A 23920-nucleotide genomic window follows, 5' to 3' on the forward strand; every position below is an offset into this window, starting at 1 on the left:
CAAGTGCATCGACCTCAGCATCAACAAGTGCATCGACTTCAGCGTCAGAGTCAGCATCAACAAGTGCATCGACCTCAGCGTCAGAGTCAGCGTCAACAAGTGCAAGCACATCAGCATCTGAATCAGCGTCAACAAGTGCATCGACCTCAGCATCTGAGTCAGCAAGCACAAGTGCATCGACCTCAGCGTCTGAATCAGCGTCAACAAGTGCATCGACATCAGCATCTGAGTCAGCAAGCACAAGTGCATCGACCTCAGCATCTGAGTCAGCAAGCACAAGTGCATCGACCTCAGCATCAACAAGTGCATCGACTTCAGCGTCAGAGTCAGCATCAACAAGTGCATCGACCTCAGCGTCAGAGTCAGCGTCAACAAGTGCATCGACATCAGCATCTGAGTCAGCGTCAACAAGCGCATCGACATCAGCATCTGAGTCAGCATCAACAAGCGCATCAACATCAGCATCTGAATCAGCAAGCACAAGCGCATCAACATCAGCGTCAGAGTCAGCATCAACAAGTGCAAGCACATCAGCATCTGAGTCAGCATCAACAAGTGCATCGACATCAGCATCTGAGTCAGCATCAACAAGTGCGTCAACATCAGCATCTGAGTCAGCAAGCACAAGCGCATCAACATCAGCGTCTGAGTCAGCAAGCACAAGCGCATCAACATCAGCATCTGAGTCAGCAAGCACAAGCGCATCAACATCAGCATCTGAGTCAGCGTCAACAAGTGCATCGACCTCAGCATCTGAATCAGCATCAACAAGCGCGTCAACATCAGCATCTGAATCAGCATCAACAAGTGCATCGACATCAGCATCTGAGTCAGCATCAACAAGTGCATCGACATCAGCATCTGAATCAGCAAGCACAAGTGCATCGACATCAGCCTCTGAGTCAGCATCAACAAGTGCATCGACATCAGCATCTGAATCAGCAAGCACAAGTGCATCGACATCAGCGTCTGAATCAGCAAGCACAAGCGCGTCAACATCAGCATCTGAATCAGCGTCAACAAGTGCATCGACATCAGCGTCTGAATCAGCGTCAACAAGTGCATCGACATCAGCATCTGAATCAGCGTCAACAAGTGCATCGACATCAGCATCTGAGTCAGCGTCAACAAGTGCATCGACATCAGCATCTGAATCAGCAAGCACAAGCGCATCAACATCAGCGTCAACAAGTGCATCGACTTCAGCGTCAGAGTCAGCATCAACAAGTGCATCGACCTCAGCGTCAGAGTCAGCGTCAACAAGTGCAAGCACATCAGCATCTGAATCAGCAAGCACAAGTGCATCGACCTCAGCGTCAGAGTCAGCGTCAACAAGTGCAAGCACATCAGCATCTGAATCAGCAAGCACAAGTGCATCGACATCAGCATCTGAATCAGCAAGCACAAGCGCATCAACATCAGCATCTGAATCAGCGTCAACAAGTGCAAGCACATCAGCATCTGAATCAGCATCAACAAGTGCATCGACATCAGCATCTGAATCAGCAAGCACAAGCGCATCAACATCAGCATCTGAGTCAGCGTCAACAAGTGCATCGACATCAGCATCTGAGTCAGCATCAACAAGTGCAAGTACTTCAGCATCTGAATCAGCGTCAACAAGTGCATCGACCTCAGCGTCTGAATCAGCGTCAACAAGTGCATCGACATCAGCATCTGAATCAGCAAGCACAAGTGCAAGCACATCAGCATCTGAATCAGCATCAACAAGTGCATCGACCTCAGCATCTGAGTCAGCAAGCACAAGTGCATCAACATCAGCATCTGAGTCAGCAAGCACAAGCGCGTCAACATCAGCATCTGAGTCAGCAAGCACAAGTGCATCGACCTCAGCGTCAGAGTCAGCAAGCACAAGCGCATCGACCTCAGCATCTGAATCAGCAAGCACAAGCGCATCAACATCAGCATCTGAATCAGCATCAACAAGTGCATCGACCTCAGCATCTGAATCAGCGTCAACAAGTGCATCGACCTCAGCATCTGAGTCAGCAAGCACAAGCGCGTCAACATCAGCGTCTGAATCAGCGTCAACAAGTGCATCGACATCAGCATCTGAATCAGCAAGCACAAGCGCGTCAACATCAGCATCTGAGTCAGCAAGCACAAGCGCGTCCATGATTCATTCGACTTCAACTAGTCAATCTGCTCAAACTAATACAACTAAGACTCGTAAGCAACTTCCAAATACTGGAACAACGGCTTCAGCTACAAATGCTCTCCTTGGAGTTGTAGCAGGTCTAACAGGATTAGGTTTAGTAGCTAAACGTCGTAAACGTGATGATGAAGAATAAATCTTCTAACGATTCTATTAGTTGATTAATTCGATCAAAAAACCTGAAAGATATAACTTTCAGGTTTTTTAGTTTTAAAATAGGCTCTTGCCAGTTTGTCAAGCGACGTCTAGCGCCCAAGAGCCCTACGACTTTACAAGACACCTCTACTTTAACATAAAGAAAAAGTAGTGAGTACTCTCTCCCGTCGGAGATTTTCTCACTACTAATCTTAGTATGTTTGTTAACTGTAGTGGGTTGAATAAAAAGCTAACATCTGGAGAGGACAATCGTTGTCCTCTCCATTTTTATATTCAGAGCGATGAAAATTCGTTTCTTAAAGTTGTCAAAGTTTCTAAAACCAAAGGCATTTCGTTTGATAAGTTTGATGAGATTATTGGTCGCTTCCAATTTTGCGTTGGAATAGGGTAATTGAAGGGCGTTGACTATTTTCTCTTTGTCCTTGAGAAATGTCTTAAAGACAGTCTGAAAGACAGTCTGAAAAATAGGATGATCCTGCTTTAGATTGTCCTCAATAAGTCCGAAAAAATTGTCTGGTTCCTTATTCTGAAAGTGAAAAAGTAAGAGCTGATAGACATTGTAGTGGTGTTTCAAGTCTTCTGAATAGCTCAAAAGCTTGTCTAGAATCTTGATGTTTGGGTCTTTAATATCAAGGAGTTTTGTGATAAAATGTAATTGTTCCATATGGATCTTTCTAATGAGTTGTTTTGTTGCTTTTCATTATAGATCTTATGGGACTTTTTTTCTACACAAAAATAGGCTCCATAAGATCCATAGGGGATTTACCCACTACAGAAATTATAGAGCCACTAATTGAACTTTTGTCTATTCGTAAAGCAATTGAAATTCAATATTCTTTGCCAGAGTTAGAAAAAATAAGGTTCTTAGGGTTATCTCACTTTATGAAAGTGCATAAAAATGGTATAATATATAGTAGAGTTTTTCATTTTAAAATCTTTGTATTGTTTAGAACATTTATTGCTTTTTATGATATAAGAAAAATCTCAGGAGAATTAGATTATTAAATATTAGTTGAAATAAAACCATAGAAATAATGATTTTGGTTTAAAGATGATATAAAGTGATAATCGAGATATAAAGGATTTATGATAGAAATCTGTTTCAATTAGTTAGAGATTATCGTCATAAGGAAGTTCTATAACTACTTCTTTAAGTTGATATGTGTTGTTTCCACGATATGAAAAACGATGGCAGTTAGTTTCAGTTTATATTGCGGTTGAAAATTAAATGTATGTAATAACTATCTATGTATAAAGTAACTTCTATAATATCCAATATAAATTGGGTGGCAGAAGTTGTCTTTTTCATTGTCTTTATCATAAAAAAAGTATGAGAGATATGAAAAAAAAATTAGGAGTGGGATTGTATGGGAAAGGAATTAATTAGTGTCATTGTTCCAGTTTATAATGCTGAAAAATACTTACAGAAATGTTTAGATAGTATTTTGGAACAAACATATCAAAATTTGGAAATTATCATTATAAATGATGGTTCTACAGATAACTCGGGACAAATCTGTCAGGAATATGAAAAACAGGATGATCGTATCATCTATATAGAAAAAGAAAACAGTGGTGTATCTGATACGCGAAATGCTGGTCTGGATCGAATGACAGGAACGTATGTTACCTTTGTTGATTCCGATGATTGGGTAGAACCAAACTATATTAAGTTTTTATATGAGAAAGTGATAGAATATCAAGCAGATATTGTAGTTGGAAATTATACTAGTTTTAATGAGTCTAATTCAGTTTTTTATTTCCACATCTCTACTGACTATTATGAAAAAGTATATGATAATAAGTCTATAATACCTTGTTTATACGACTCTAAAGAATTGTTAAAGTCTGCTTTGATTGTACCCTGGGGGAAAATTTATAAAAAAGAAATAATAGCGAATTTGCGTTTTCCAATTAATAGAATTGGAGAAGATGCATTATTTAATTTGAAGGCCTTATTAGATTCTGAAAAAGTTGTTTATGTTAATAAATCAGCCTGTATATAGAGTGCGTGAGGGAAGTTTGTCCAATACTTGGACAGATGAATGGATTAGAGATGCCATTTATATAATTGAAGAGAGATTATCTTTATTGGCAACGTTAGGATATCCACTTTCGGAGCATAGGCGAGCATACAAAATGAGTTTGGATTATATCAGTTCTGAAGCTTACAATAGAGGTTTAGCTAATTCTTATGAATTAAACTACATAAAAGAGAAAAAGATGTTATTGGATAGACTTCTTCCTCAGAGTAAAGAAGACAAAAAAGCCGTCGTATTTGTAGCTGATTTTTTATATGTCGATCAGGTTGTGACAACCATGAAATCTATTTGCTATCACAATCGTTCGGTTCGTTTTTATATTATCAATAAGGATTTTCCAAAAGAGTGGTTTATACAATTGAATAGTCGATTAAGGGACTTTGATTCGGAAATTATCAATTGTCGAGTAACATCTGATCAAATATCACGTTTTAAAACAGATATTAGTTATGTAGCCTCTCTGCTCTATTGTATATCTGATTTTGTAGAAGAAGATAAGGCACTTTATTTGGATTATGATGTACTTGTTACGAAAAATCTAGATGACTTATTTGAAATAGATCTACAAGATTATCTATTAGCTGCAGTTCGTGATTATGGCGGAAAAGTGTACTATGATCAAGAAATATTTAATGTAGGTGTATTACTAATCAACAATCTTGTTTGGAAACAAGAAAGTATGACTCAACGATTAATTAATTTAACTGATGAACAGCATGATAAGGCGGATCAGGTGGACCAACTTATGCTGAATAAGCTTTTTGAAAATAAGTGGCTAGAGATAGATTTTGATAATCATTATATTGTGAGTCATAGGCAGTTTACAGATTATAAACTACCAAAATCTCAAGACTATCCTGGAATTATTCAATATCCTTCGAATAGAAAACCGTGGGATAATTTGGGGATTCAAGCTTATCGCAATGTTTGGTGGTATTATCATAATCTTGAATAGACAGAATTAGGCCAAAACTACCATTTACATACGCTTAAAAAGGCTCATATCTATCCTCAAAAACTACCTGTTACTTGTTTAATTTATACTTTTTCGGATCGTATTGAGCAATTAGAGTCTCTAGTTCAAGCTTTACCGGAAATTCAATTTATAATTATAGCTAGCGTCAAAGTTAGTGATCAATTGAATAAGAGGATAGTTAATCCCAATGTGACTATTTTGTCTGAATTTAATGATTTATCAGAGCTTGAGCAAGAATTGATTGAGATAAGTCAAGTTCTTTTAGATATTAATCATGGTGAAAAAAATGAAGAAATAATGGAGCAGTTTGCAAAATTAGGGAAGCCTATTCTTGCCTTTGAAAATACAAAATATTCTGAAGTTGGACAGATAATCTATAAAGTAGAACAAGTTCAAGAAATGATTAATAAAATAAGAGAAGTGGAAGATAAACATGGATTTTAAAGATTCTGTAAAGTTATTAGGAGATTTTCATCATATAGAGATTTCTCCTACTAGTAGCATTGAACTAGGAACAGATGTTACATTTCGCTCATTTGTAAGTCTAGAAGTGTCTAATAATGCTAAGCTGACACTAGGAAATAGAGTTTTCTTTAACGATCATTGTACGATTCGTTGTGGCAAAGAGATTGAAATTGGTAAGGATACTATGTTTGGTGATGGTGTGAGAATTTTTGATCACAACCATAAATACTCTAATTACCATATTGAAAAAATTCAGTTTAAAGCTGATAAGATAACTATAGGGAAAAATTGTTGGATTGGAACTAACGTTGTTATTTTAAAAGGTGTTACCATTGGAGATAATGTTATCATTGGGGCAAATGCTTTAATTTATAAAGATATCCCAGCTAATTCTGTTGTCACTGCACAAGAGGATTTAAAAATCACTCCTAGACAACAGCATCAGTTTCACGCCTTTACTTTAACAGCATCAGATACTTTAGAACATTTAGACTATCTTGTACAAGAACTTCCTGAAGTTGCATTTCATATAGCTGCTAAAACAAATGTCTCAGACTATCTAGACAGCTTTAATCATTACGAGAACGTGAATATTTATACTAATGTGCATCATGATGATATTCTCGAAGATTTATTAAATAGAGCAGATATTTACTTAGATATCAATCATTGGGGAGAGGTTGATAATATTGTAGGTCGTGCTTTAGAGATAGGAAAACCGGTATTTTCTTTTGAAACAGTTGTCCATAGAAGAGATGAAAACGTTCGAGTTTTTAGTTTAGAGGATAAAGAGAGTATGATTAATAGCATTCGTCATCAACTAGCGAATGATGAAAATGGAGATTAGATAATGGGGTTTGATATTTTGGAAGAAAGAAGGGCAGTTGTTCTTGCGGGAGATAAGAATTACCTTATCCCGATACTTACAACAATAAAATCTATTCTATATTACAATCAAAATGTTAAAATTTATATTCTCCATCAAAATATTCCTAGTGACTGGTTCAATGATCTCAAGGTACAAGTGGAGAAATTGGGAAGTGTTGTAGAAGACATTCGTATAGATGAAGAGATTGATTCTAGGTGGAAAAACCAGGAACATATTTCAGCGATTGCGTATGCTCGCTATTTCATTCCTCATTATATTGAAGAGGAGAGAGTACTCTATCTGGATAGTGATTTGATTATTAATGGTAGTCTTGATTTACTCTTTAATATTGATTTGGGTGATAAGTATCTTGCTGCTGTTCGAGATGTAGATGGTGTTGGTTTCAACTCAGGAATGTTATTAATTGATAATTCTAAGTGGAAACAATATGATATCACTACTAAATTAATAAATAAGACAATTGATTACGTATCTTCACCTGATTTTGCAATCAGTGATAGATTTAATGGTGTTCAGACTATATTAAATTTGATGTTTGAAAATCATTGGCTAGAGTTGGATAAGCATTTTAACCTTCAAGTTGGTCATGATGTCATTGCTTTTTATAGCCATTGGGATTCACACTTTGAGTTGGATAAAGAACCTTTGATCATCCATTATACGACCTATCGAAAACCATGGTCCACTTTGATGGGCTATCGTTATCGAGACTTATGGTGGGCATTTAGGGATGTTAGTTATGAACAGATTGCTGACCACTATGCAGGACGTTTTACCATCAAGAGAGTTTATGACCTTCATAATGTCAATCTATTTACATTCACAGATTCGCAGGATTTTCTGTATATTGAAGAACTAGCTCAAGCTCTTCCTGATGTTGGATTCCATATTGGAGCTTATACAGATATGGGTTCAATTTTAATGGCTTTGGACAAATATCCTAATGTTTACTTATATCCTAGCATGGTTGGGGCAGTGATTGATGAAATGATTGAGAAGACAGACGCCTATCTGGATATCCATAAAGGGAGTCCGATGGACTTTATCGTCAGTCGCTATACCAGTGCAGGTAGGCCAGTACTGACCTTTGATACGACCAACAAAAATCAATTGGAACAAATAGTCGTTTCCTCTCAATCTCCACAGTCAATGATAGAAGCAATTAAAGAGTTAAAGAAAGATAAAATGAACATGAAGGCAATTGTACTCGGAGCCAACTACCAATATGCAGATAAGGTATTAACGACAATCAAATCAATCTGCTGTCATAATCGAGGACTTCGTTTTTATCTGATTAACAGCGATTTTCCGACAGAGTGGTTCTATAATCTCAATCGTAAATTAAAGAAGCTAGACTGTGAAATCGTCAATGCCCGTGTCAATAGTTCTCATATCAGCCAATATAAGACCAATATTCACTATGCAACATTTTTACGTTACTTTATTTCGGATTTTGTTGAGGAAGATAAGGTCTTATATCTGGACTGTGATTTGGTTGTCACAAGAGACTTAAGTCCTCTATTTGATGTCGAATTAGGAGACTATCCTTTGGCAGCAGTCAAGGATCTGGGGGCTCAAGTATATTTTAATGAGCATGGATTCAACGCAGGTGTCTTGCTCATCAATAATCGCCTTTGGAAACAAGAAGAAGTTCGCAAGCAGTTGATTGAAATGACTAATGAGTTGCATGATAAGGTTGCTCAAGATGATCAAAGTATCTTGAATCTCTTATTTAAAGATCGTTGGTTAGCTTTAGACTTTAAATATAACTGCATTACCTTGCATACACATTTCTCAGATTATCGACCAGAACCTGGGACTTATCCACCGATTATTCATTATTTGACAGAGAGAAAACCATGGGGATTGTATGAACGCTCCATCTATCGAGATGTTTGGTGGTATTATAATGCCCAAGATTGGTCTGATATGAGTCAGGTAACACCTTGTCTGACAAAAGATCAGGTGAGTCAATACACAGGGGTTCAACATTCAGCTCTAGTCTATACCTTCTCAAGCGACTTGAGAAATATGGGCTACTTGATTGAACATCTACCGGATGTCAAATTTTATGTGGCAGCTCCCGTTATGGTGGCTGATAGTATCACAGCTCTACTAGCCTACCCAAATGTCTCTGTCTTGTCAGATATTGCTGGGCAACCAGCTTTGATTGATAGCTTGGTTGAAGGCTGTGACTTCTTACTGGATATCAATGCTGAATCCGAAGTTGATGGGATCATTGGGCGTTTCCGACAAGCTGGAAAACCAGTATTTGCTTTTGAAAGTGTAGCCCATGGTGAACAAGGTCAGTTTCTTTATGACCAAGCACATCCTGAGGAGATGGTTCTAGCTATTGAAAACTATTGCCAAAATGGAGAGCTACCTGTAAAAAAGCTGCAATCCTACCCAAAGGTACTGGATATCCAGCAGAGTCTTGATTATATACTGGAGCACCATTCTTCTGTCATTCGTTATGGAGATGGGGAAATGGATATTATGATGGGGCATGGGATTCCTTATCAAGACTACGATGAGACATTGGCAGAACAGCTTAGAAGTATGATCCAACTAGAAAGCTCTCCAGAATTGCTGGTTTGTCTTTCTGATGTTTTTGAAGGTTTGGAACGCTACAATCCTGAAGCAGTCGATTTTTGGCAAAAACATTTAGAGCATTATAAAGAAGCTTATCATAGATTTTGTACAGCAAGTTTCTATGGTTCGACTTTTATATCTCGTCCTTATATGGACCTCAAAGACAAGTCAGCTTCAGTAGCTCACTTTGAAAAATTAAAGAAACTTTGGGATAAACGAAACATCTTGATCGTCGAAGGTGAAAACTCACGTTCAGGAGTTGGTAATGACCTTTTTGACAATGCTCAGTCTGTTGAGCGTATCATCTGCCCTTCTAGAAATGCCTACAGTAAGGTTAAGGATATTCAAGAAACGATTGAAAATCACGCAGATGGGAAACTAGTATTCTTGATGCTTGGTCCTACAGCCAAGGTTTTGGCTTACCATTTAAGCAAAAAAGGCATACAAGCGATTGATTTAGGCCATATAGACTCTGAATATGAGTGGTTTAAGATGGGAGCAACTTCAAAAGTGAAATTCTCACATAAGCATACCGCAGAGCATAATTTTGATCAAGAAATTCAGCTAGTTGCCGATGCGGCTTATGATGCATCTATCATCGTGAAGCTATAGTCAAGGAGTAGTGAATGAATAAAAAAGTATTTGTGTTAGCAGGAGATTACGGTTATATTCGTCAAATCGAAACTACCTTAAAATCTATTTGCTATCACAATAGTGATGTCAAGGTTTATATTTTTAATCAGGATATTCCCCAAGAGTGGTTTGTCTCCGTCAGGGAAAAAATGGCATACCGAAATAGTGAGATAGTTGATATCAAGCTGTTTGGAGGTAATATGCGAAATTGGAGTCTACCACCTGTTGGACAGCACATAAACTTTATGACCTTTGCTCGTTATTTTATACCGAGTTTTGTGTCAGAAGATATTGTTTTATATTTAGATTGTGACTTAGTAGTTACACGTGATTTAACAGATCTATTTTCTACTGATTTAACCAATAAACCTCTAGCTGCTGCAAAAATCATATATGGTTTAGAAGACAGATTTAATGCAGGAGTGTTACTGATCAATAATGCGTATTGGAAGGATAAGGGAATCCAGCAGGAACTCATTAACATTACTGAAAGAGAACATGAACACTTACTTGAAGCTGATCAAACAGTTCTCAATCTAGTGATGGGAGAAAATTATGTATTATTAGATGATACCTATAATTTTCAGATTGGATATGATCAGTTGGCTGATAGTCGGGGGCAATATTTTATTTTTGAATTGCCTTTGACTCCATTACCAGCGATTGTTCATTATTTGTCTGCCGATAAACCTTGGAATACTTATTCGGTAGGTCGCCTACGTGAAGTTTGGTGGAAATATAATCAACTAGAGTGGTCTCAAATAAATAGTCAAGAAGAACTTGTCGTGAAAAAAGCTAAATATCAAGCATTGATCATTACAGGCAGTCAGCAATTAGAACAAATTGATTATCTGATTAAACATTTACCTGAGTATGATATTCATATTTTAACTTTTACGGATATGGGAGAAATTCTCAGAAGTCTAGCCAGTTATGAGAACATTAAGTTGCATCCAACTGTTATGAGGTGGATGTGCAGGAAAATGATTGAAGAATGTGATGTTTATCTGGATATCAATCATGAGTTTAAATTTCCTGATGTTTTAGAATGGGTGCAAGAAGCTAAGAAAACAATTTTAGCGTTTGATAATGTGGCCAATCCTTATCATGTAGATCAAGTATTTCCTTATGATAATCCTCAGGCTATGGTCGATTTTTTGAAGGAACTTTAAGTCTGTGAGTGGTTTGTTTTAAAAAATACTAAATTAGAGATTCAAAATGAAAATTAATATTACAAATATTTACGGTATGTCTGGTCAAAGTACAGCCTTGATCGCCCAGAATGAGACCGTTAAAATTGCAAAAAAGTTAGACTTTCACGAGCTTAGCTTTTACTTTTACAATATCTATAGTGATAGCCAAGGCGAGTTGAATAGCCGTTTAGATGGTGTTTTAGCTAAGCTGGGTTATGGGGATATCGTTGTTTATCAATCTCCTACATGGAATGGTAGGGAGTATGACCAGGCCTTTATCAGGAAATGTAAGATTTTAAACACGAAAATCATTACCTTTATCCATGACGTGCCACCCCTTATGTTTCCATCCAATTATTACTTAATGCCTGAGTACATTGAGATGTACAACCAATCAGATCTAGTAGTTGTTCCTTCGGAAAACATGAAAGAACGGCTGATTCAGGAAGGATTGACAGTTCAAAAGATTATTATCCAAGGCATGTGGGATCATGTTCATGACTATCCTTTGAGACAGCCTACTTTTCAGAAAAAACTATCTTTTGCGGGTAGTGTAGAACGTTTTGAACACTTATCCAACTGGGCTTACTCAACCCCACTCGATATTTTTTCCGAGTCTAATCAGGAGAAGCATAATCCAAGTGTTTCCTTTAAAGGGTGGAAAACAGATCCAGAGTTGCTTTTTGCTTTGTCAGAGGGGGGCTTTGGCTTAGTGTGGGGAACAAGTGAAAATCCAGCTGAAGAGGCAGATTACTATCGCTTGAATATCTCTCATAAAGTTAGCACTTATCTTGCAGCAGGAATTCCAGTAGTAGTACCATCCTATCTCTCAAATGCCAGTTTCATAAAGGAAAAAGGCTTAGGTTATGTAGTAGATAGTTTGGAAGAAGCCAGTCGCCTTGTAGAGGGAACGACAGTAGAAGCTTATCAACAAATGGTTGAAAATGTATATAAAGTGAGTTATGCCTTGAAACAAGGCTACTTTACAAAAAAACTATTGATTGATGCAGTGATGCAGGTTTTGGATGTTTAGAATAGAATAGTTATGGATTGCCCTCATCCATTAGGATGAGGGAATGCCATTATTGGCAAAAGATTAATTTATAGATTCAGCTATGTTTATCAAAATATCCCATCAATCGAATAAGTAGGAGAAAAAATTGAAGATAAAATTGACATCAGTTGTCGTGAAACGGGTCCTGTGGACGATTTCTTTCTTGTTCATTTATGTTCTAGGAAGTAGATTGACCCTTCCCTTTGTAAACGTTAATGACACGAGTTTTTTGGGTGGAACTGCTGCTTTCTTAGCATTTTCTACTGCTATGACAGGTGGCAACCTTCGGAGTCTTTCCTTATTTTCAGTTGGACTATCTCCATGGATGTCGGCGATGATTTTATGGCAGATGTTTAGTATGTCTAAGAAACTAGGTTTTCAAAATTTACCAATTGAAATTCAAGATCGTGGGAAAATGATTCTAACGTTTGTTATTGCTTTAATCCAAGCATTAGCTATTACTCTTAATCTCCCTATTCAGTCAGGGGTTAATTATGGACTGGTATTGACAATGAATGTTCTACTCTTGATCGCGGGTACCTTTTTCTTGGTTTGGTTATCGGATCTGAATTCTTTGTTTGGGATAGGGGGTTCTATAGTTATCTTAATGTCCAGCATGGTTATTAGTATGCCACAAAACATCCTAAATAGTATAAAAGAATTACAGGTTAGTCCTGTATTGATTATGGCTCTTCTAATACTTTCCATCGTATTTTTAGCAATTGTAGTCAGAGTTCAGCGAGCACGTTATAGAATTCCTGTTAATAAGATTATGATTCATAATCGTTTTAAGCGTTATTCTTATTTGGATATTTTGCTAAACCCAGCTGGAGGAATGCCTTTTATGTATGCCATGTCCTTGGTATCCATCCCACAATATAGCTTGTTGCTTCTTCAGATGGTTTTACCGAAAGAATCGTGGATTGGAGAGTGGATTAGCCGCTTTGCAATTGGTCAGCCAATTTGGATCTTCACTTATATTGTTGTTTTATTTATATTGGGACTTGCTTTCTCTTTTGTTAATATGAATGGAGAAGAAATCGCTGAGAAGATGAAAAAATCTGGAGAGTATATCTATAATATATATCCAGGAGAAGAAACAAGTCGTTATATCAATTGGCTGATCTTACGTTTTGCAGTAATTGGTTCGACCTATACTGTTCTTATGGCAGGATTACCAATGTTGATTGTATTATATGATCCACGCTATATGCAACTAACGATGCTTCCAGGTTTATTTTTGATTTTTAATGGAATGGTGTTTAATATCAAGGAAGAAATTGACGCCTTGACCTTAAATGAGAATTATAGACCACTCTTAGAAATTGATTCATAATTGTGAGGAGAAGCTATGTATTATTTCATTCCTTTTTTGGAGCGTAACAATCCATCTTGGCAAGCTAGTATTGTGCCTTGGTATAGAACTCCTTATCGCTTAGAATTTGATGATATCTTACACCAAATTCGTATCTTTAAACGCCAAGAATTAGAATCTAAGATGCTATGGTTGACTTATCATCCTCATCTACGCTATTTGTTACACAGACAAGATTTATTGGAGTCTGATGTTTTCTCCGTTTTTGATGCTATTCAAAATATTGAAGCTGAGGAGATGCATCCTTTACAATTAAAGGATTTAGCATGGGATGAAGATTGTGATTTTATCTATACTCCTTTTGTAGTTGTAGTTAAGCAACAAGGAGAACTCTATGCTGAAATTGAATATGGTTCAGAAGGCTTTATCAGCTACATCACGTATTTTAAGGATGACCAAGTTGATTTTATTTGCTATTTTGATGATCGAGGCTTTTTATCTAGTCTTGTAGAGTTTAAGGATCAGAAGCCAGCTACTCGCTATTATTACAATGCAAAAGGCCAGTGGCAACTTAGGGAAAATTTGCAGGGCGAAAAGCCAATTGTAAAGATCAATCCAGCAGTAAGTTATCGTTTTGGAAAATTAGTTTATGACAGTATAGATGAGGTTATCTGGGAATTCTTAGCAACATTTTTAAATCAAGACTATGAGGTTGGAGATTCATTTGTTTTGGCAGCTAATACCAAGTTTCAAGATCAATTGCTAGAAAGGTTGCCAGAAGAAGCTCCAAAAATTATAAGTTTCTTTATTGAAAGAAATCAAGCAGATGATTTACAAGCTCATCGTCAGCTAGTAGAACAGTCTAGATTGTTGATTAGTGATCGGAAAGATTTTCTTGAGCGATTACAAGAGGCTTATCCCCAATTTGCTTCTAAAATGCACCATTTACCATCTTTTGATACGCGCTTGAAGTTAGGTCTTAGTCAACGGTTAAAGGAATCAAAAATTTATGTCCAATTAGATATACAGGTGCAACAAGATCCAGAAGTCTTGTATGAAGTTTTGCATTTTGTTTCGGAAAATCCCTTGACTGAGGTTGTTTTTTCAGTATTTAATGCAGAAGGTTATCAAATAGAAGCTTTGCAGAAGCAACTTGATTCGCTGATTATGGAACGTCTTAACCCAAGGGAGCTGTTAAAGGATACTGTGGTATCTGATGCGGAAAATACATTAGAGGAAAATACCAGAGATGATTATCGCTTTAAGATTATCAATCTAAATGATGAGATGGGCTTAATTCGGGAGTTAGAATATACTCGTTTAATTGTTGATTTGAATCCAGTCGCTAATATTTACACACAGATTGCAGGGATTAGTGCAGGAATTCCTCAAATCAACTTACAAGAGTCAGAATATGTGACTCACTTACAAAATGGTTATATTCTATCAGATTTATCAGAGTTTAGTAAGGCAGGACACTACTTTTTAGATACCCTGAAACATTGGAATCAAGCCTTAATTTACTCAATTGATAAGATTCGACAAAATACAGGTGATCAATTTGTAGATAAGTGGGAAAAATGGTTAGAGGAGGCAAAAAGTGAGCAATAAATTACAGATTTTGCAGATAGGTAGCAGAAACTGGAGCCATGACTATGAGCTTCCTGAAAATATGGAGTGGCACTTCTTTTGGCCGAGATCAATGACTGCCATAAAGAAGGTCATGAAAATGGAAGGCTTAAGAACTTTTTCAGCTGTTTTGGTTGAAAATCCTGAGCACTTATCGGATTTGATTCCGTTGATGAGAAAGATTACTCCTTATACGATTTTCTACCCTGATACAGCTGAGCCTCAATCAAAAGATCTTCAAGACTTCTTGAAAAAAACTTGTGCTCAAGCAACAGATTTTTCAAACCCAGTAGAACTTTTGAGACTCCTATCTAAAGCCCTGTTTAGAGGGCAGTATGGGGATAAGTTAGTTCCAATTGATATGATTGTCAATCCTGCTTTTAAGGGAAAGGTTCGATATAACGGTTATGAAAATCTAGAACTCCTAGGAAAGTATGGTCAAGACTTTCGCCCTTTAATTAGTTGGAAGTATAATATCCGAGCTAGCGAATTTAACCCAGTTGAACTCTGGCTCGAATATGAGAAAGATTGGACTTGTGATATTCGCCTGATCGTTCGAAATATTCAAGATGGATCTACTGCTAATTTTGTCAAAGAGCGAGTTTTCACTGTTGAAGATATGCAGTCTGCCTTGGTACTGGATGATGATTTTTCTTCATTTATCAGTGTTTCTTTAGAAGCTAGAGGAGCAGGACATCTGAAAATAGGAGCCCTTCACCAGCGTTTAACGCGCTACCAGTTTGGTAAATATGTTCTTGGTGGAGGTATCATCCATAATGACAAGCGTGAGGAGATCAATTACTTTTTCTATCCAGGAGACTTTAAGCCTCCTTTGAATATCTACTTTTCTGGTTATCGACGAGCAGAAGGATTTGAGGGGTTTGGAATGATGAGATCCTTTGGAGCACCTTTCCTTCTCTTTCAAGATCCTCGAATCGATGGAGGGGCTTTCTATCTGGGTGATGACTGTCTTGAAAATGGTGTTCGAAATGTCATTCAAGAACATTTGGATTTGTTAGGATTCTCAAATAAGGAACTAATCCTTTCGGGCATGTCTATGGGGACCTATGGTGCTATGTATTACAGCTCTTTCTTTGAACCTAAAGCTGTGATTGTTTCAAAACCCTTGACCAATCTGGGCTTGATAGCAGAGAGAGGCCGACTTGAGGCACCTGGGATTTTCCCAACTGCTTTTGATATCTTACGTCATCATTCTAAGGGAGAGGCTAGCTTAGATGCTATGAGAGCCTTAGATGACCGTTTTTGGACTCCTTTTAAAGAAGCAGATTTTAGTCAAACAATCTTTGGGCTCTCTTATATGAAAGAGGAAGACTACGATCCGCATGCCTATGATGATTTAGTAGCAGCCCTTTATCATACGGGGGCTCGTATTATGGTCAAGGGGACCTCAGGCCGCCACAATGACGATAGTACTACTAGTGCTGCTTGGTTCAAGAATTTTTATAAGATGATTTTAGAGCAGGATTTTGGGAGAAAGTTTTAATGATGATCAAACGGAATAAAGAAATATATTGGGGAGAATTTAAGGGAGCTAGTTTAGGTGATACGAGGCAAAATACATTTTTGTTTGGTTCTATTGTCCTCTATTATTCAAGAGACCATGTTTATCTGGAAAATGATATGGTGAATTCTGGTACTATGATTCATGAGTGGACCTCAAGTTTTAACTTTCAAGGAAATCGCTTAACCCCAACCTTACCTCTTTTAAAAAGGGGATATCGTTACCGTTTGTCTAGTCGTATGACTGTGCAACCTCAAAATGGTTTATACTTTAGGCTCATCTTTATGGATCGTTATGATAAGCAGGTTGGTCAAGTGATTGAAAAAGACTTGGATTTCACCTTTACCTATCCAGAAGAAGCCTATCATTACAGAGTACAGCTGTTGAGTGCAGGATTTCAAGCAGTTGACTTTCATTCATTTTCAATAGAAGAGGACGATTCTGAACAAGATGTGGAAAAATAATAGACAATTGAGCAAGGTGAAAAAAATCTTGCATCAAATCAATCTAAAAAAAGATGAGATGGCCTCGCTAACAGATGATGAATTAGCAGGTAAAACTCAAGAATTTAAAGAGAGATTAACTGCTGGGGAAAGTTTAGATGATCTTCTAGTAGAAGCTTTTGCAGTTGTCAGAGAGGCTGATAAACGAATCTTAGGGATGTTTCCCTATGATGTACAGGTCATGGGTGGGATTGTCATCCACCAAGGGAATGTTGCGGAGATGAATACAGGTGAAGGTAAAACCTTGACCGCTACGATGCCAGTCTATCTCAATGCCTTATCGGGAAAAGGTGTTATGCTGGTGACGACTAACGACTATCTTGCCAAGCGTGATGCAGAGGAGATGGGACAAGTCTATGAGTTCTTAGGTTTGACCATTCGCATTCCCTTTTCTGAAGACGATGATGAAGAGTTAACGCCTGAAGATAAGCGGGAAATTTATAGTGCGGATATTGTTTATACGACAAACAGTGGTCTTGGTTTTGACTACTTGATTGATAATCTAGCCTCTAGTGAAGATAAAAAGTACATGCCCGAATTTAACTTTGTTATCGTAGATGAGGTAGATTCAGTCTTGCTGGATAGTGCTCAAACTCCCTTGGTCATTTCAGGTTCTCCTAGGGTTCAATCCAATTTTTATGGAATTATTGACACCTTGATGACAACTCTAGTTGAGGGTCAAGACTATATCTTTAAAGAAGAGAAAAAAGAAGTCTGGCTCACTACTAAGGGCGCTCAAACTGCGGAGAGCTTTTTAGGTATTGATAACCTCTATTCTGAAGAACATGGCGTACTAGCAAGACACCTGACCTTTGCTTTACGAGCTCATACCTTATTTAAAAGGGATAAAGACTATATCATCCGTAAGGGTGAGAAAGAGGAAGAACTCGTATTGGTAGATCAAAGTACAGGTCGTTTATTAGAAATGACCAAATTACAGGGTGGTTTACACCAAGCCATTGAGGCAAAAGAGCATGTTCCCTTGTCTGAAGAAACACGGGCGATGGCTTCCATTACCTACCAAAGCTTATTTAAGAAGTTTAAAAAAATCTCTGGGATGACTGGGACAGGAAAGGTTGCAGAGAAAGAGTTTTTAGAAACTTATGGCATGTTAGTCATTCGAATCCCTACAAATCGTCCGAATCAGCGAATTGATTATCCAGACAATCTCTATGTTACCCTACCTGAGAAAGTGTATGCATCGCTTGCTGAGATTAAATATTATCATGAAAAGGGTAATCCTTTATTGATTTTTGTTGGATCAGTAGAAATGTCGGAACTCTACTCCTCTCTATTATTACGTGAAGGAATTGCTCATAACGTTTTAAATGCCCATAATGCAGCGCGTGAAGCTCAGATGATTGCAGAGTCAGGTCGTATGGGAGCCGTGACAGTTGCGACTTCTATGGCTGGTCGTGGGACTGATATTAAGCTTGGTCCAGGAGTTGCTGAACTGGGTGGTCTAGTTGTCATTGGTACAGAACGGATGGATAGTAAACGTATTGACTTACAGATTAGAGGACGTTCTGGTCGACAGGGAGACCCTGGCTTGTCGAAATTTTTTGTCTCACTGGAAGATGATGTGATCAAGAAGTATGGACCTTCTTGGGTCCATAAGATGTATAAGGACTATACAGTAAATAAACAGATAAGCCCAGAACTTTTAGAAGGAAGACGCTATCGGAAATTAGTAGAAAAAGCGCAGAAGGCAAGCGATAGCGCTGCTAGATCATCAAGAAGGCAAACCTTAGAGTATGCTGAGAGTATGAATATCCAAAGAGAGATGGTCTATAGTCAAAGAAATCGCTTGATTGATGGAACCGAGGATCTTGATGGTTTTGTTGTAGATGTGCTAGATGAGTTCGTAAGAAAAAGCTTGGCAGAAGAACCCTTTGAAAGTAGAGAAGAACTGTATCATTTTATCGTTAAAAATATCAGTTTTCTTTACCATGCAGTTCCTCAAGAGTTAGATCTGACGGATAAGGATGCAATCAAGCTAGTTCTGGAGACAACCGTTCAAAAGAGTCTACAAGAGAAACGAACGATTCTGGAAACTCATGACTTCTTTTCAGATTTTCAGCGTTTAGCATTGCTAAAAGCAATAGATGATAACTGGGTAGAGCAGGTAGACTACCTTCAACAATTGAGTCTAGCAATCGGTGGGCAATCAGCTGCTCAAAAGAATCCTATTGTCGAGTATTATCAAGAAGCCTATCATGGATTTGAAGAGATGAAAAGGCAGGTCAAGAAGGATATGGTTCGAAATCTTCTATTGAGTCGAGTAGACATTTCACCTGATGGGGAAATTATGGCTTATTTTCCATAAAAAGGGGACAATATGACAATTTACAATATAAATTTAGGAATTGGCTGGGCCAGCAGTGGTGTTGAATATGCCCAAGCTTACCGTGCAGGTATTTTTCGCAGCCTAAATCTGCCGTCGAAGTTTATCTTTACAGACATGATTTTGGGTGATAATATCCAGCACTTAACCGCAAATATCGGTTTTGATGATGATCAGGTCATCTGGCTTTACACTCACTTCACAGACATCAAGATTGCACCGACCAGTGTGACGGTAGATGACGTTTTGGCTTATTTTGAAGGTGTAGAAAGCCGTCGTGAACGAAATGGGAAAATTGAACGAATCTTCTTCTCAGATGAAGACAAGTTTATCACTTGTTATTTGGTAGATGAGGAGAAGGATTTTGTTCAACATGTGGAGTATGTGTATGCTGGTAAATTGATCCGCAAGGATTACTTCTCTTACACACGCTACTGCACAGAATATTTTGCTCCTAAAGACAATGTAGCGACCCTCTATCAAAGAACCTTCTACAATGAAGATGGGACTCCGGCTTATGAGATGTTCATGAATCAAGGGACCGAGGAAGTCTACCGTTTCAAGGATCGCATTTTATACGGGAAGCCTGCCTTGATTCGTTATTTCATGCAAACTCTTGGGTTAAGCAAATCAGATCTAGTGATTTTAGACCGTGAGACAGGGATTGGTCAGGTTGTTTTTGAGGAAGCGCAAGCGGCGCATCTAGCGGTAGTTGTTCATGCGGAACATTACAGTGAAAATGCGACCAATGACGATTATATCCTTTGGAATAACTATTATGACTATCAATTTACCAATGCAGATAAGGTCGATCTCTTTATCGTTTCAACGGATCGTCAAAAGGAAGTCTTAGAGCAACAATTTGCTCGCTATACCTCGCATGCACCTAAGATTGTGACCATTCCAGTTGGAAGTGTTGATCAATTAACAAAACCACAAGAGAGCCGTAAACCATTTTCGCTCATTACAGCTTCTCGTTTGGCTAAGGAAAAACACATTGATTGGCTCGTGAAGGCTGTGATTGAGGCTCATAAGGAATTGCCAGAATTAACCTTCGATATCTACGGTAGTGGTGGCGAAGAAGGACGTCTTCATGAGATTATCACTGCAGGTCAGGCAGAAGAGTATATTAAACTCAAGGGTCATGCTGAACTTTCTCAAATCTATTTACAGTATGAAGTTTATCTAACTGCTTCTACAAGTGAAGGATTTGGGTTAACACTCATGGAAGCAATTGGTTCGGGCTTGCCATTGATTGGTTTTGATGTTCCTTATGGAAATCAAACCTTCATCGAAGATGGCGAAAATGGCTACTTGATTCCAAGTTCATCTGACCATGTCGAAGATGAAATCAAGAAAGCTTATGCAGAAAAGATTTGCCAACTGTATTTGGAGAATCATTTGGAAGGCATGAGAGAAAAATCTTACCAGATTGCTGAGAAATTCTTGACTCAAGAGATTTTGAACAAATGGGAAAAAACAATCAAGGAGGTAGTGGATGATTCAGTTATTTGATGTATACAGTCAAGAAAGCCAAGATTTGCACTATAGTCTGACTGAAGCAGGCCTGTCTGATTTGGCTGTGGTTATTGAACCAGATGGATTTTTACCAGATGGAGTTGTCTCTCCCTTCACCTATTATTTGGGTTATGATAGCGGTAAACCCTTGTATTTTAACCAAGTTCCTGTACCAGACTTTTGGGAGATTGCTGGGAATAATCAATTTGGGACTATCAATGACCTTAATCAAGAACGAGCAGTGATTCATTTTGCAGATGGCTTACAGGCTCGTTTGGTGAAAAAAGTCGAATGGAAAACACCAGCAGGTCGCATCTTCCAAGTGGATCACTATAATCGTTTTGGAGCTTGCTTTGCTAAGACGACCTTTGATGCTTCTGGCCAAGCTATCATGACTTCTTATCGGAATGTAGATCAAAAAGAAGTTATTTTGGAAAACCATGTCACAGGTGATATTCTGCTGACCTTGGAAGGTCAAGGATTGCGCCATTTTTCTGGTCGAGTGGCCTTTATTATAGACTTCTTACAAGGTTTGAAAGTGAATCTTAACCACCTTCTCTTTAATACCCTATCTACCTCGTTTTTGACTTCCTTCCATTTCCCAGACAAATCAGGTCAGGATATTCTAGTTTGGCAAGAACCACTACATGATGGTATACCAGGAAATATGCAACTGATTTTGGAGAATGATCAGCTTCGAGCTAAGACCATTATCATTCCAGATTATGCGACTTATGAACGCGCTCTGCAATTGACGGATGAAAAATTCCATCATAAGTTTAGTCACCTAGGCTATCATTATCACTTTAAGCGTGATAATTTTGTTCGTCCTGATGCCTTGATTGTGACCAATTCGGACCAACTAGAGCAAGTCGAAAAACTGGTGGAAAGTTTACCAAGGGTTACTTTCCGAATAGCAGCAGTGACAGAGATGTCATCCAAGTTGCTGGATATGCTCCGCTATCCCAATGTCGTACTCTATCAAAATGCCAGTCCCCAAAAGATTCAGGAGCTTTATCAGTTATCAGATATCTATTTGGATATCAACTATGGGAATGAACTTCTCCAGGCTGTTCGTCAGGCTTTTGAACACAACCAACTGGTCCTAGCTTTTGAGGAAACAGCCCATAATCGTCGCTATATTGCTCCAAATCATATTTTCGCTAAGGAAGCAGTTGACGACATGATTCACACCATTGAGTTAGCTCTTTCTCATGTCAAAGAAATGGGACGAGCTCTGGGAGACCAAGGTTACCATGCCAATTATGTGGATCCAATCATGTATCAGGAGCGGATGAAAACCATTTTAGGAGAAAGCCATGACTAAAAAAGATCTATTTTATCAGGATGTTGAAGGTCGTATGGAAGAGATGAAACAAGAACCCATCAAAAAAGAAAAAGCTACACGTGGTGAAAAGATTAGTAAAACTTTCTCTTTCTTGTTGGGGTTAGTTATCTTGATTGGTTTATTATTTACTTTGATAGGACTTTTGAGGTAGTTAAATGACTGAATTATTGATAATTTTAACCATTATTTTAGCTCTTTCCTTAATCATTCTTGTGACCATTCAACCAAGACAAACTCAAATTTTTTCTATGGATGCAACTAGTAATATCGGAAAGCCCAGCTATTGGCAAAGCAATACGCTTGTTAAAGTTCTAACTTTGCTCGTTAGCTTAGCCTTATTTGTGATGCTACTCCTCTTTATGGCCTTAACATTTTCATGATCTATATTTTTTAAAGAGACAATGCTTGATTTTAATAGTGAAGATTTAAAGAAATTTAAGTTTGAGGAGAAAAGTTTAAGAAAACTTTTAGGAATCTAGCTTATACTATAAGCATAAGTTAAGAAGACCTTAACTTTAACTCCTAAAAATTTTTCATAATAATCTCCCTATAAAATAAAGTCGCCCAATCAGGCGGCTTATTTTTGTACTAAGTCTATGCTTTTTCATGGTATAATAGTGCTATGAGATTAGATAAATATTTGGTTGCCTGCGCCGTAGGAAGTCGGACAGAGGTTAAAAACTTTCTAAAGGCTGGGCGCGTGACGGTCAATGGTAAAAAGAAAAAATCTGCCAAGCTACAAATCAATGAAGAGACAGACGATATTTGTTTTGACGGGCAAAAGCTAGAGTACGAGGAGTTTGTTTACTATATGATGAACAAGCCCCAGGGTGTTATTTCAGCAACTGAAGATCCTAAACATAAGACTGTCTTGGATTTGTTGGATGACTATGCACGTGCCAAGGAAGTTTTCCCGGTGGGGCGTTTGGATATCGATACGCATGGACTCTTACTCTTGACCAATGATGGCCAGTTGGCTCATGCTCTCCTTTCACCTAAACGCCATGTGGATAAAACCTATCTTGCGCAAGTCGATGGAATCATGACGGATGAAGATATTGAGACTTTTGCCAAGGGGATTCCGCTCAAAGACTTTACCTGCCAACCTGCTAAGCTTGAGCTTGTGTCTCTCGATAGAGAAAAAAACCAAAGTCTGGTTCGCGTGACTATTGCAGAGGGGAAATTCCACCAGATTAAACGCATGGTTGCTTACTGTGGCAAGGAAGTGGTGGACTTGCAACGTCTGACCATGGGAACTTTGACCTTGGATGAAAATCTGAAGCGTGGGGAATGGCGTCGTTTGACCACAGAGGAATTAGAAAACTTGCTCGAAAGTGTTGGGTAACCTGTGTAATCTTTGAAAAAGGTGAGGAAAATATCCTTGCCTTTTTCGATTTTTGGTTGCTTCCTTTGTGAAAAGCGTTATAATAGACTGTAGAATATAGTAAAATGAACCTAAAACAGTACATAATGTGGTATAATCTTCTTATGGCATATTCAATAGATTTTCGTAAAAAAGTTCTCTCCTATTGTGAGCGAACAGGTAGTATAACAGAAGCATCACA

The 23920-nt window shown here is 38.0% G+C and carries 17 protein-coding genes and 2 pseudogenes; 18 read left to right on the plus strand and 1 reads right to left on the minus strand.

Annotation, left to right across the window (positions count from 1 at the left end):
• Positions 1-2312: LPXTG cell wall anchor domain-containing protein (locus QM917_RS09840; RefSeq protein ID WP_414285638.1), on the plus strand; the 2312-nt coding region annotated here is incomplete at its 5' end.
• A 249-nt stretch (positions 2313-2561) separates the two neighbouring features.
• Here the strand turns inward: QM917_RS09840 and QM917_RS09845 are convergent.
• Positions 2562-2948 (minus strand): annotated as a pseudogene (locus QM917_RS09845) (transposase); the annotation flags it as partial.
• Between the two features lie 74 nt (positions 2949-3022).
• Here QM917_RS09845 and QM917_RS09850 point away from each other — a divergent pair.
• The 17 genes and pseudogenes from QM917_RS09850 to QM917_RS09930 form a co-directional block, all read left to right on the plus strand.
• Entirely contained in the window at positions 3023-3337 is a 315-nt protein-coding gene (locus tag QM917_RS09850) for a hypothetical protein (RefSeq protein ID WP_281335728.1), read from the plus strand.
• Between the two features lie 362 nt (positions 3338-3699).
• Positions 3700-5794, plus strand: a pseudogene (locus QM917_RS09855) (glycosyltransferase).
• Complete coding sequence (locus tag QM917_RS09860) at positions 5784-6662, plus strand: DapH/DapD/GlmU-related protein (RefSeq protein ID WP_075230358.1); 879 nt, start codon at positions 5784-5786, stop codon at positions 6660-6662. The pseudogene QM917_RS09855 and the gene QM917_RS09860 overlap by 11 nt, the downstream one beginning before the upstream one ends.
• Before the next feature lie 3 nt (positions 6663-6665).
• A complete protein-coding gene (locus QM917_RS09865; RefSeq protein ID WP_153225661.1) occupies positions 6666-9908 on the plus strand; it encodes an SP_1767 family glycosyltransferase in 3243 nt (1080 codons plus the stop codon).
• A 14-nt stretch (positions 9909-9922) separates the two neighbouring features.
• Positions 9923-11101 carry a glycosyltransferase family 8 protein gene (locus QM917_RS09870; RefSeq protein ID WP_153225662.1) on the plus strand — a complete coding sequence of 393 codons (1179 nt, stop codon included), beginning with the start codon at positions 9923-9925 and terminating at the stop codon, positions 11099-11101.
• 46 nt (positions 11102-11147) lie between these two features.
• Positions 11148-12155, plus strand: a complete 1008-nt coding sequence (locus tag QM917_RS09875) for a sugar transferase (protein WP_414285625.1) — start codon at positions 11148-11150, stop codon at positions 12153-12155.
• A 127-nt stretch (positions 12156-12282) separates the two neighbouring features.
• Positions 12283-13512 (plus strand): accessory Sec system protein translocase subunit SecY2, encoded by a 1230-nt coding sequence (gene secY2, locus QM917_RS09880; RefSeq protein ID WP_083301255.1) that lies wholly within the window; start codon positions 12283-12285, stop codon positions 13510-13512.
• Positions 13513-13527: 15 nt separating this feature from the next.
• Positions 13528-15102: an accessory Sec system protein Asp1 gene (asp1, locus tag QM917_RS09885; protein ID WP_414285627.1), complete on the plus strand. Its 1575-nt coding sequence runs from the start codon at positions 13528-13530 to the stop codon at positions 15100-15102.
• Positions 15092-16624, plus strand: a complete 1533-nt coding sequence (asp2, locus tag QM917_RS09890; protein ID WP_281335722.1) for an accessory Sec system protein Asp2 — start codon at positions 15092-15094, stop codon at positions 16622-16624. Before asp1 ends, asp2 begins: the two co-directional genes overlap by 11 nt.
• Entirely contained in the window at positions 16624-17106 is a 483-nt protein-coding gene (gene asp3 / locus QM917_RS09895) for an accessory Sec system protein Asp3 (RefSeq protein WP_414285628.1), read from the plus strand. The genes asp2 and asp3 overlap by 1 nt, the downstream gene beginning before the upstream one ends.
• Entirely contained in the window at positions 17093-19471 is a 2379-nt protein-coding gene (gene secA2 / locus QM917_RS09900; protein ID WP_075231048.1) for an accessory Sec system translocase SecA2, read from the plus strand. The genes asp3 and secA2 overlap by 14 nt, the downstream gene beginning before the upstream one ends.
• A 12-nt stretch (positions 19472-19483) precedes the next feature.
• The gene (gene gtfA / locus QM917_RS09905; RefSeq protein WP_075231049.1) at positions 19484-21004 is read left to right on the plus strand and encodes an accessory Sec system glycosyltransferase GtfA; all 1521 of its coding nucleotides are present in this window, start codon (positions 19484-19486) and stop codon (positions 21002-21004) included.
• Entirely contained in the window at positions 20988-22334 is a 1347-nt protein-coding gene (gene gtfB, locus QM917_RS09910; protein WP_414285630.1) for an accessory Sec system glycosylation chaperone GtfB, read from the plus strand. The genes gtfA and gtfB overlap by 17 nt, the downstream gene beginning before the upstream one ends.
• Positions 22327-22506, plus strand: coding sequence for an accessory Sec system protein Asp4 (asp4, locus tag QM917_RS09915; RefSeq protein WP_414285632.1), 180 nt, complete (start codon positions 22327-22329; stop codon positions 22504-22506). The genes gtfB and asp4 overlap by 8 nt, the downstream gene beginning before the upstream one ends.
• A 4-nt stretch (positions 22507-22510) precedes the next feature.
• Positions 22511-22735, plus strand: a complete 225-nt coding sequence (gene asp5 / locus QM917_RS09920; RefSeq protein ID WP_414285634.1) for an accessory Sec system protein Asp5 — start codon at positions 22511-22513, stop codon at positions 22733-22735.
• A 242-nt stretch (positions 22736-22977) separates the two neighbouring features.
• Positions 22978-23700, plus strand: a complete 723-nt coding sequence (locus QM917_RS09925) for a pseudouridine synthase (protein WP_414285636.1) — start codon at positions 22978-22980, stop codon at positions 23698-23700.
• Positions 23701-23843: 143 nt separating this feature from the next.
• Positions 23844-23920: IS630 transposase-related protein (locus QM917_RS09930; protein ID WP_138024939.1), on the plus strand; the 77-nt coding region annotated here is incomplete at its 3' end.

Source organism: Streptococcus infantis (assembly GCF_047460685.1).
Taxonomy (GTDB): Bacteria; Bacillota; Bacilli; order Lactobacillales; family Streptococcaceae; genus Streptococcus; species Streptococcus infantis_AD.

Coding starts and splice junctions, on each gene's coding strand:
- QM917_RS09860 (WP_075230358.1), top strand. CDS start 5,784: ATGGATTTTAAAGATTCTGTAAAGTTATTAGGAGATTTTCATCATATA.
- QM917_RS09865 (WP_153225661.1), top strand. CDS start 6,666: ATGGGGTTTGATATTTTGGAAGAAAGAAGGGCAGTTGTTCTTGCGGGA.
- QM917_RS09870 (WP_153225662.1), top strand. CDS start 9,923: ATGAATAAAAAAGTATTTGTGTTAGCAGGAGATTACGGTTATATTCGT.
- QM917_RS09875 (WP_414285625.1), top strand. CDS start 11,148: ATGAAAATTAATATTACAAATATTTACGGTATGTCTGGTCAAAGTACA.
- asp1 (WP_414285627.1), top strand. CDS start 13,528: ATGTATTATTTCATTCCTTTTTTGGAGCGTAACAATCCATCTTGGCAA.
- asp3 (WP_414285628.1), top strand. CDS start 16,624: ATGATGATCAAACGGAATAAAGAAATATATTGGGGAGAATTTAAGGGA.
- secA2 (WP_075231048.1), top strand. CDS start 17,093: ATGTGGAAAAATAATAGACAATTGAGCAAGGTGAAAAAAATCTTGCAT.
- gtfA (WP_075231049.1), top strand. CDS start 19,484: ATGACAATTTACAATATAAATTTAGGAATTGGCTGGGCCAGCAGTGGT.
- gtfB (WP_414285630.1), top strand. CDS start 20,988: ATGATTCAGTTATTTGATGTATACAGTCAAGAAAGCCAAGATTTGCAC.
- asp4 (WP_414285632.1), top strand. CDS start 22,327: ATGACTAAAAAAGATCTATTTTATCAGGATGTTGAAGGTCGTATGGAA.
- asp5 (WP_414285634.1), top strand. CDS start 22,511: ATGACTGAATTATTGATAATTTTAACCATTATTTTAGCTCTTTCCTTA.
- QM917_RS09925 (WP_414285636.1), top strand. CDS start 22,978: ATGAGATTAGATAAATATTTGGTTGCCTGCGCCGTAGGAAGTCGGACA.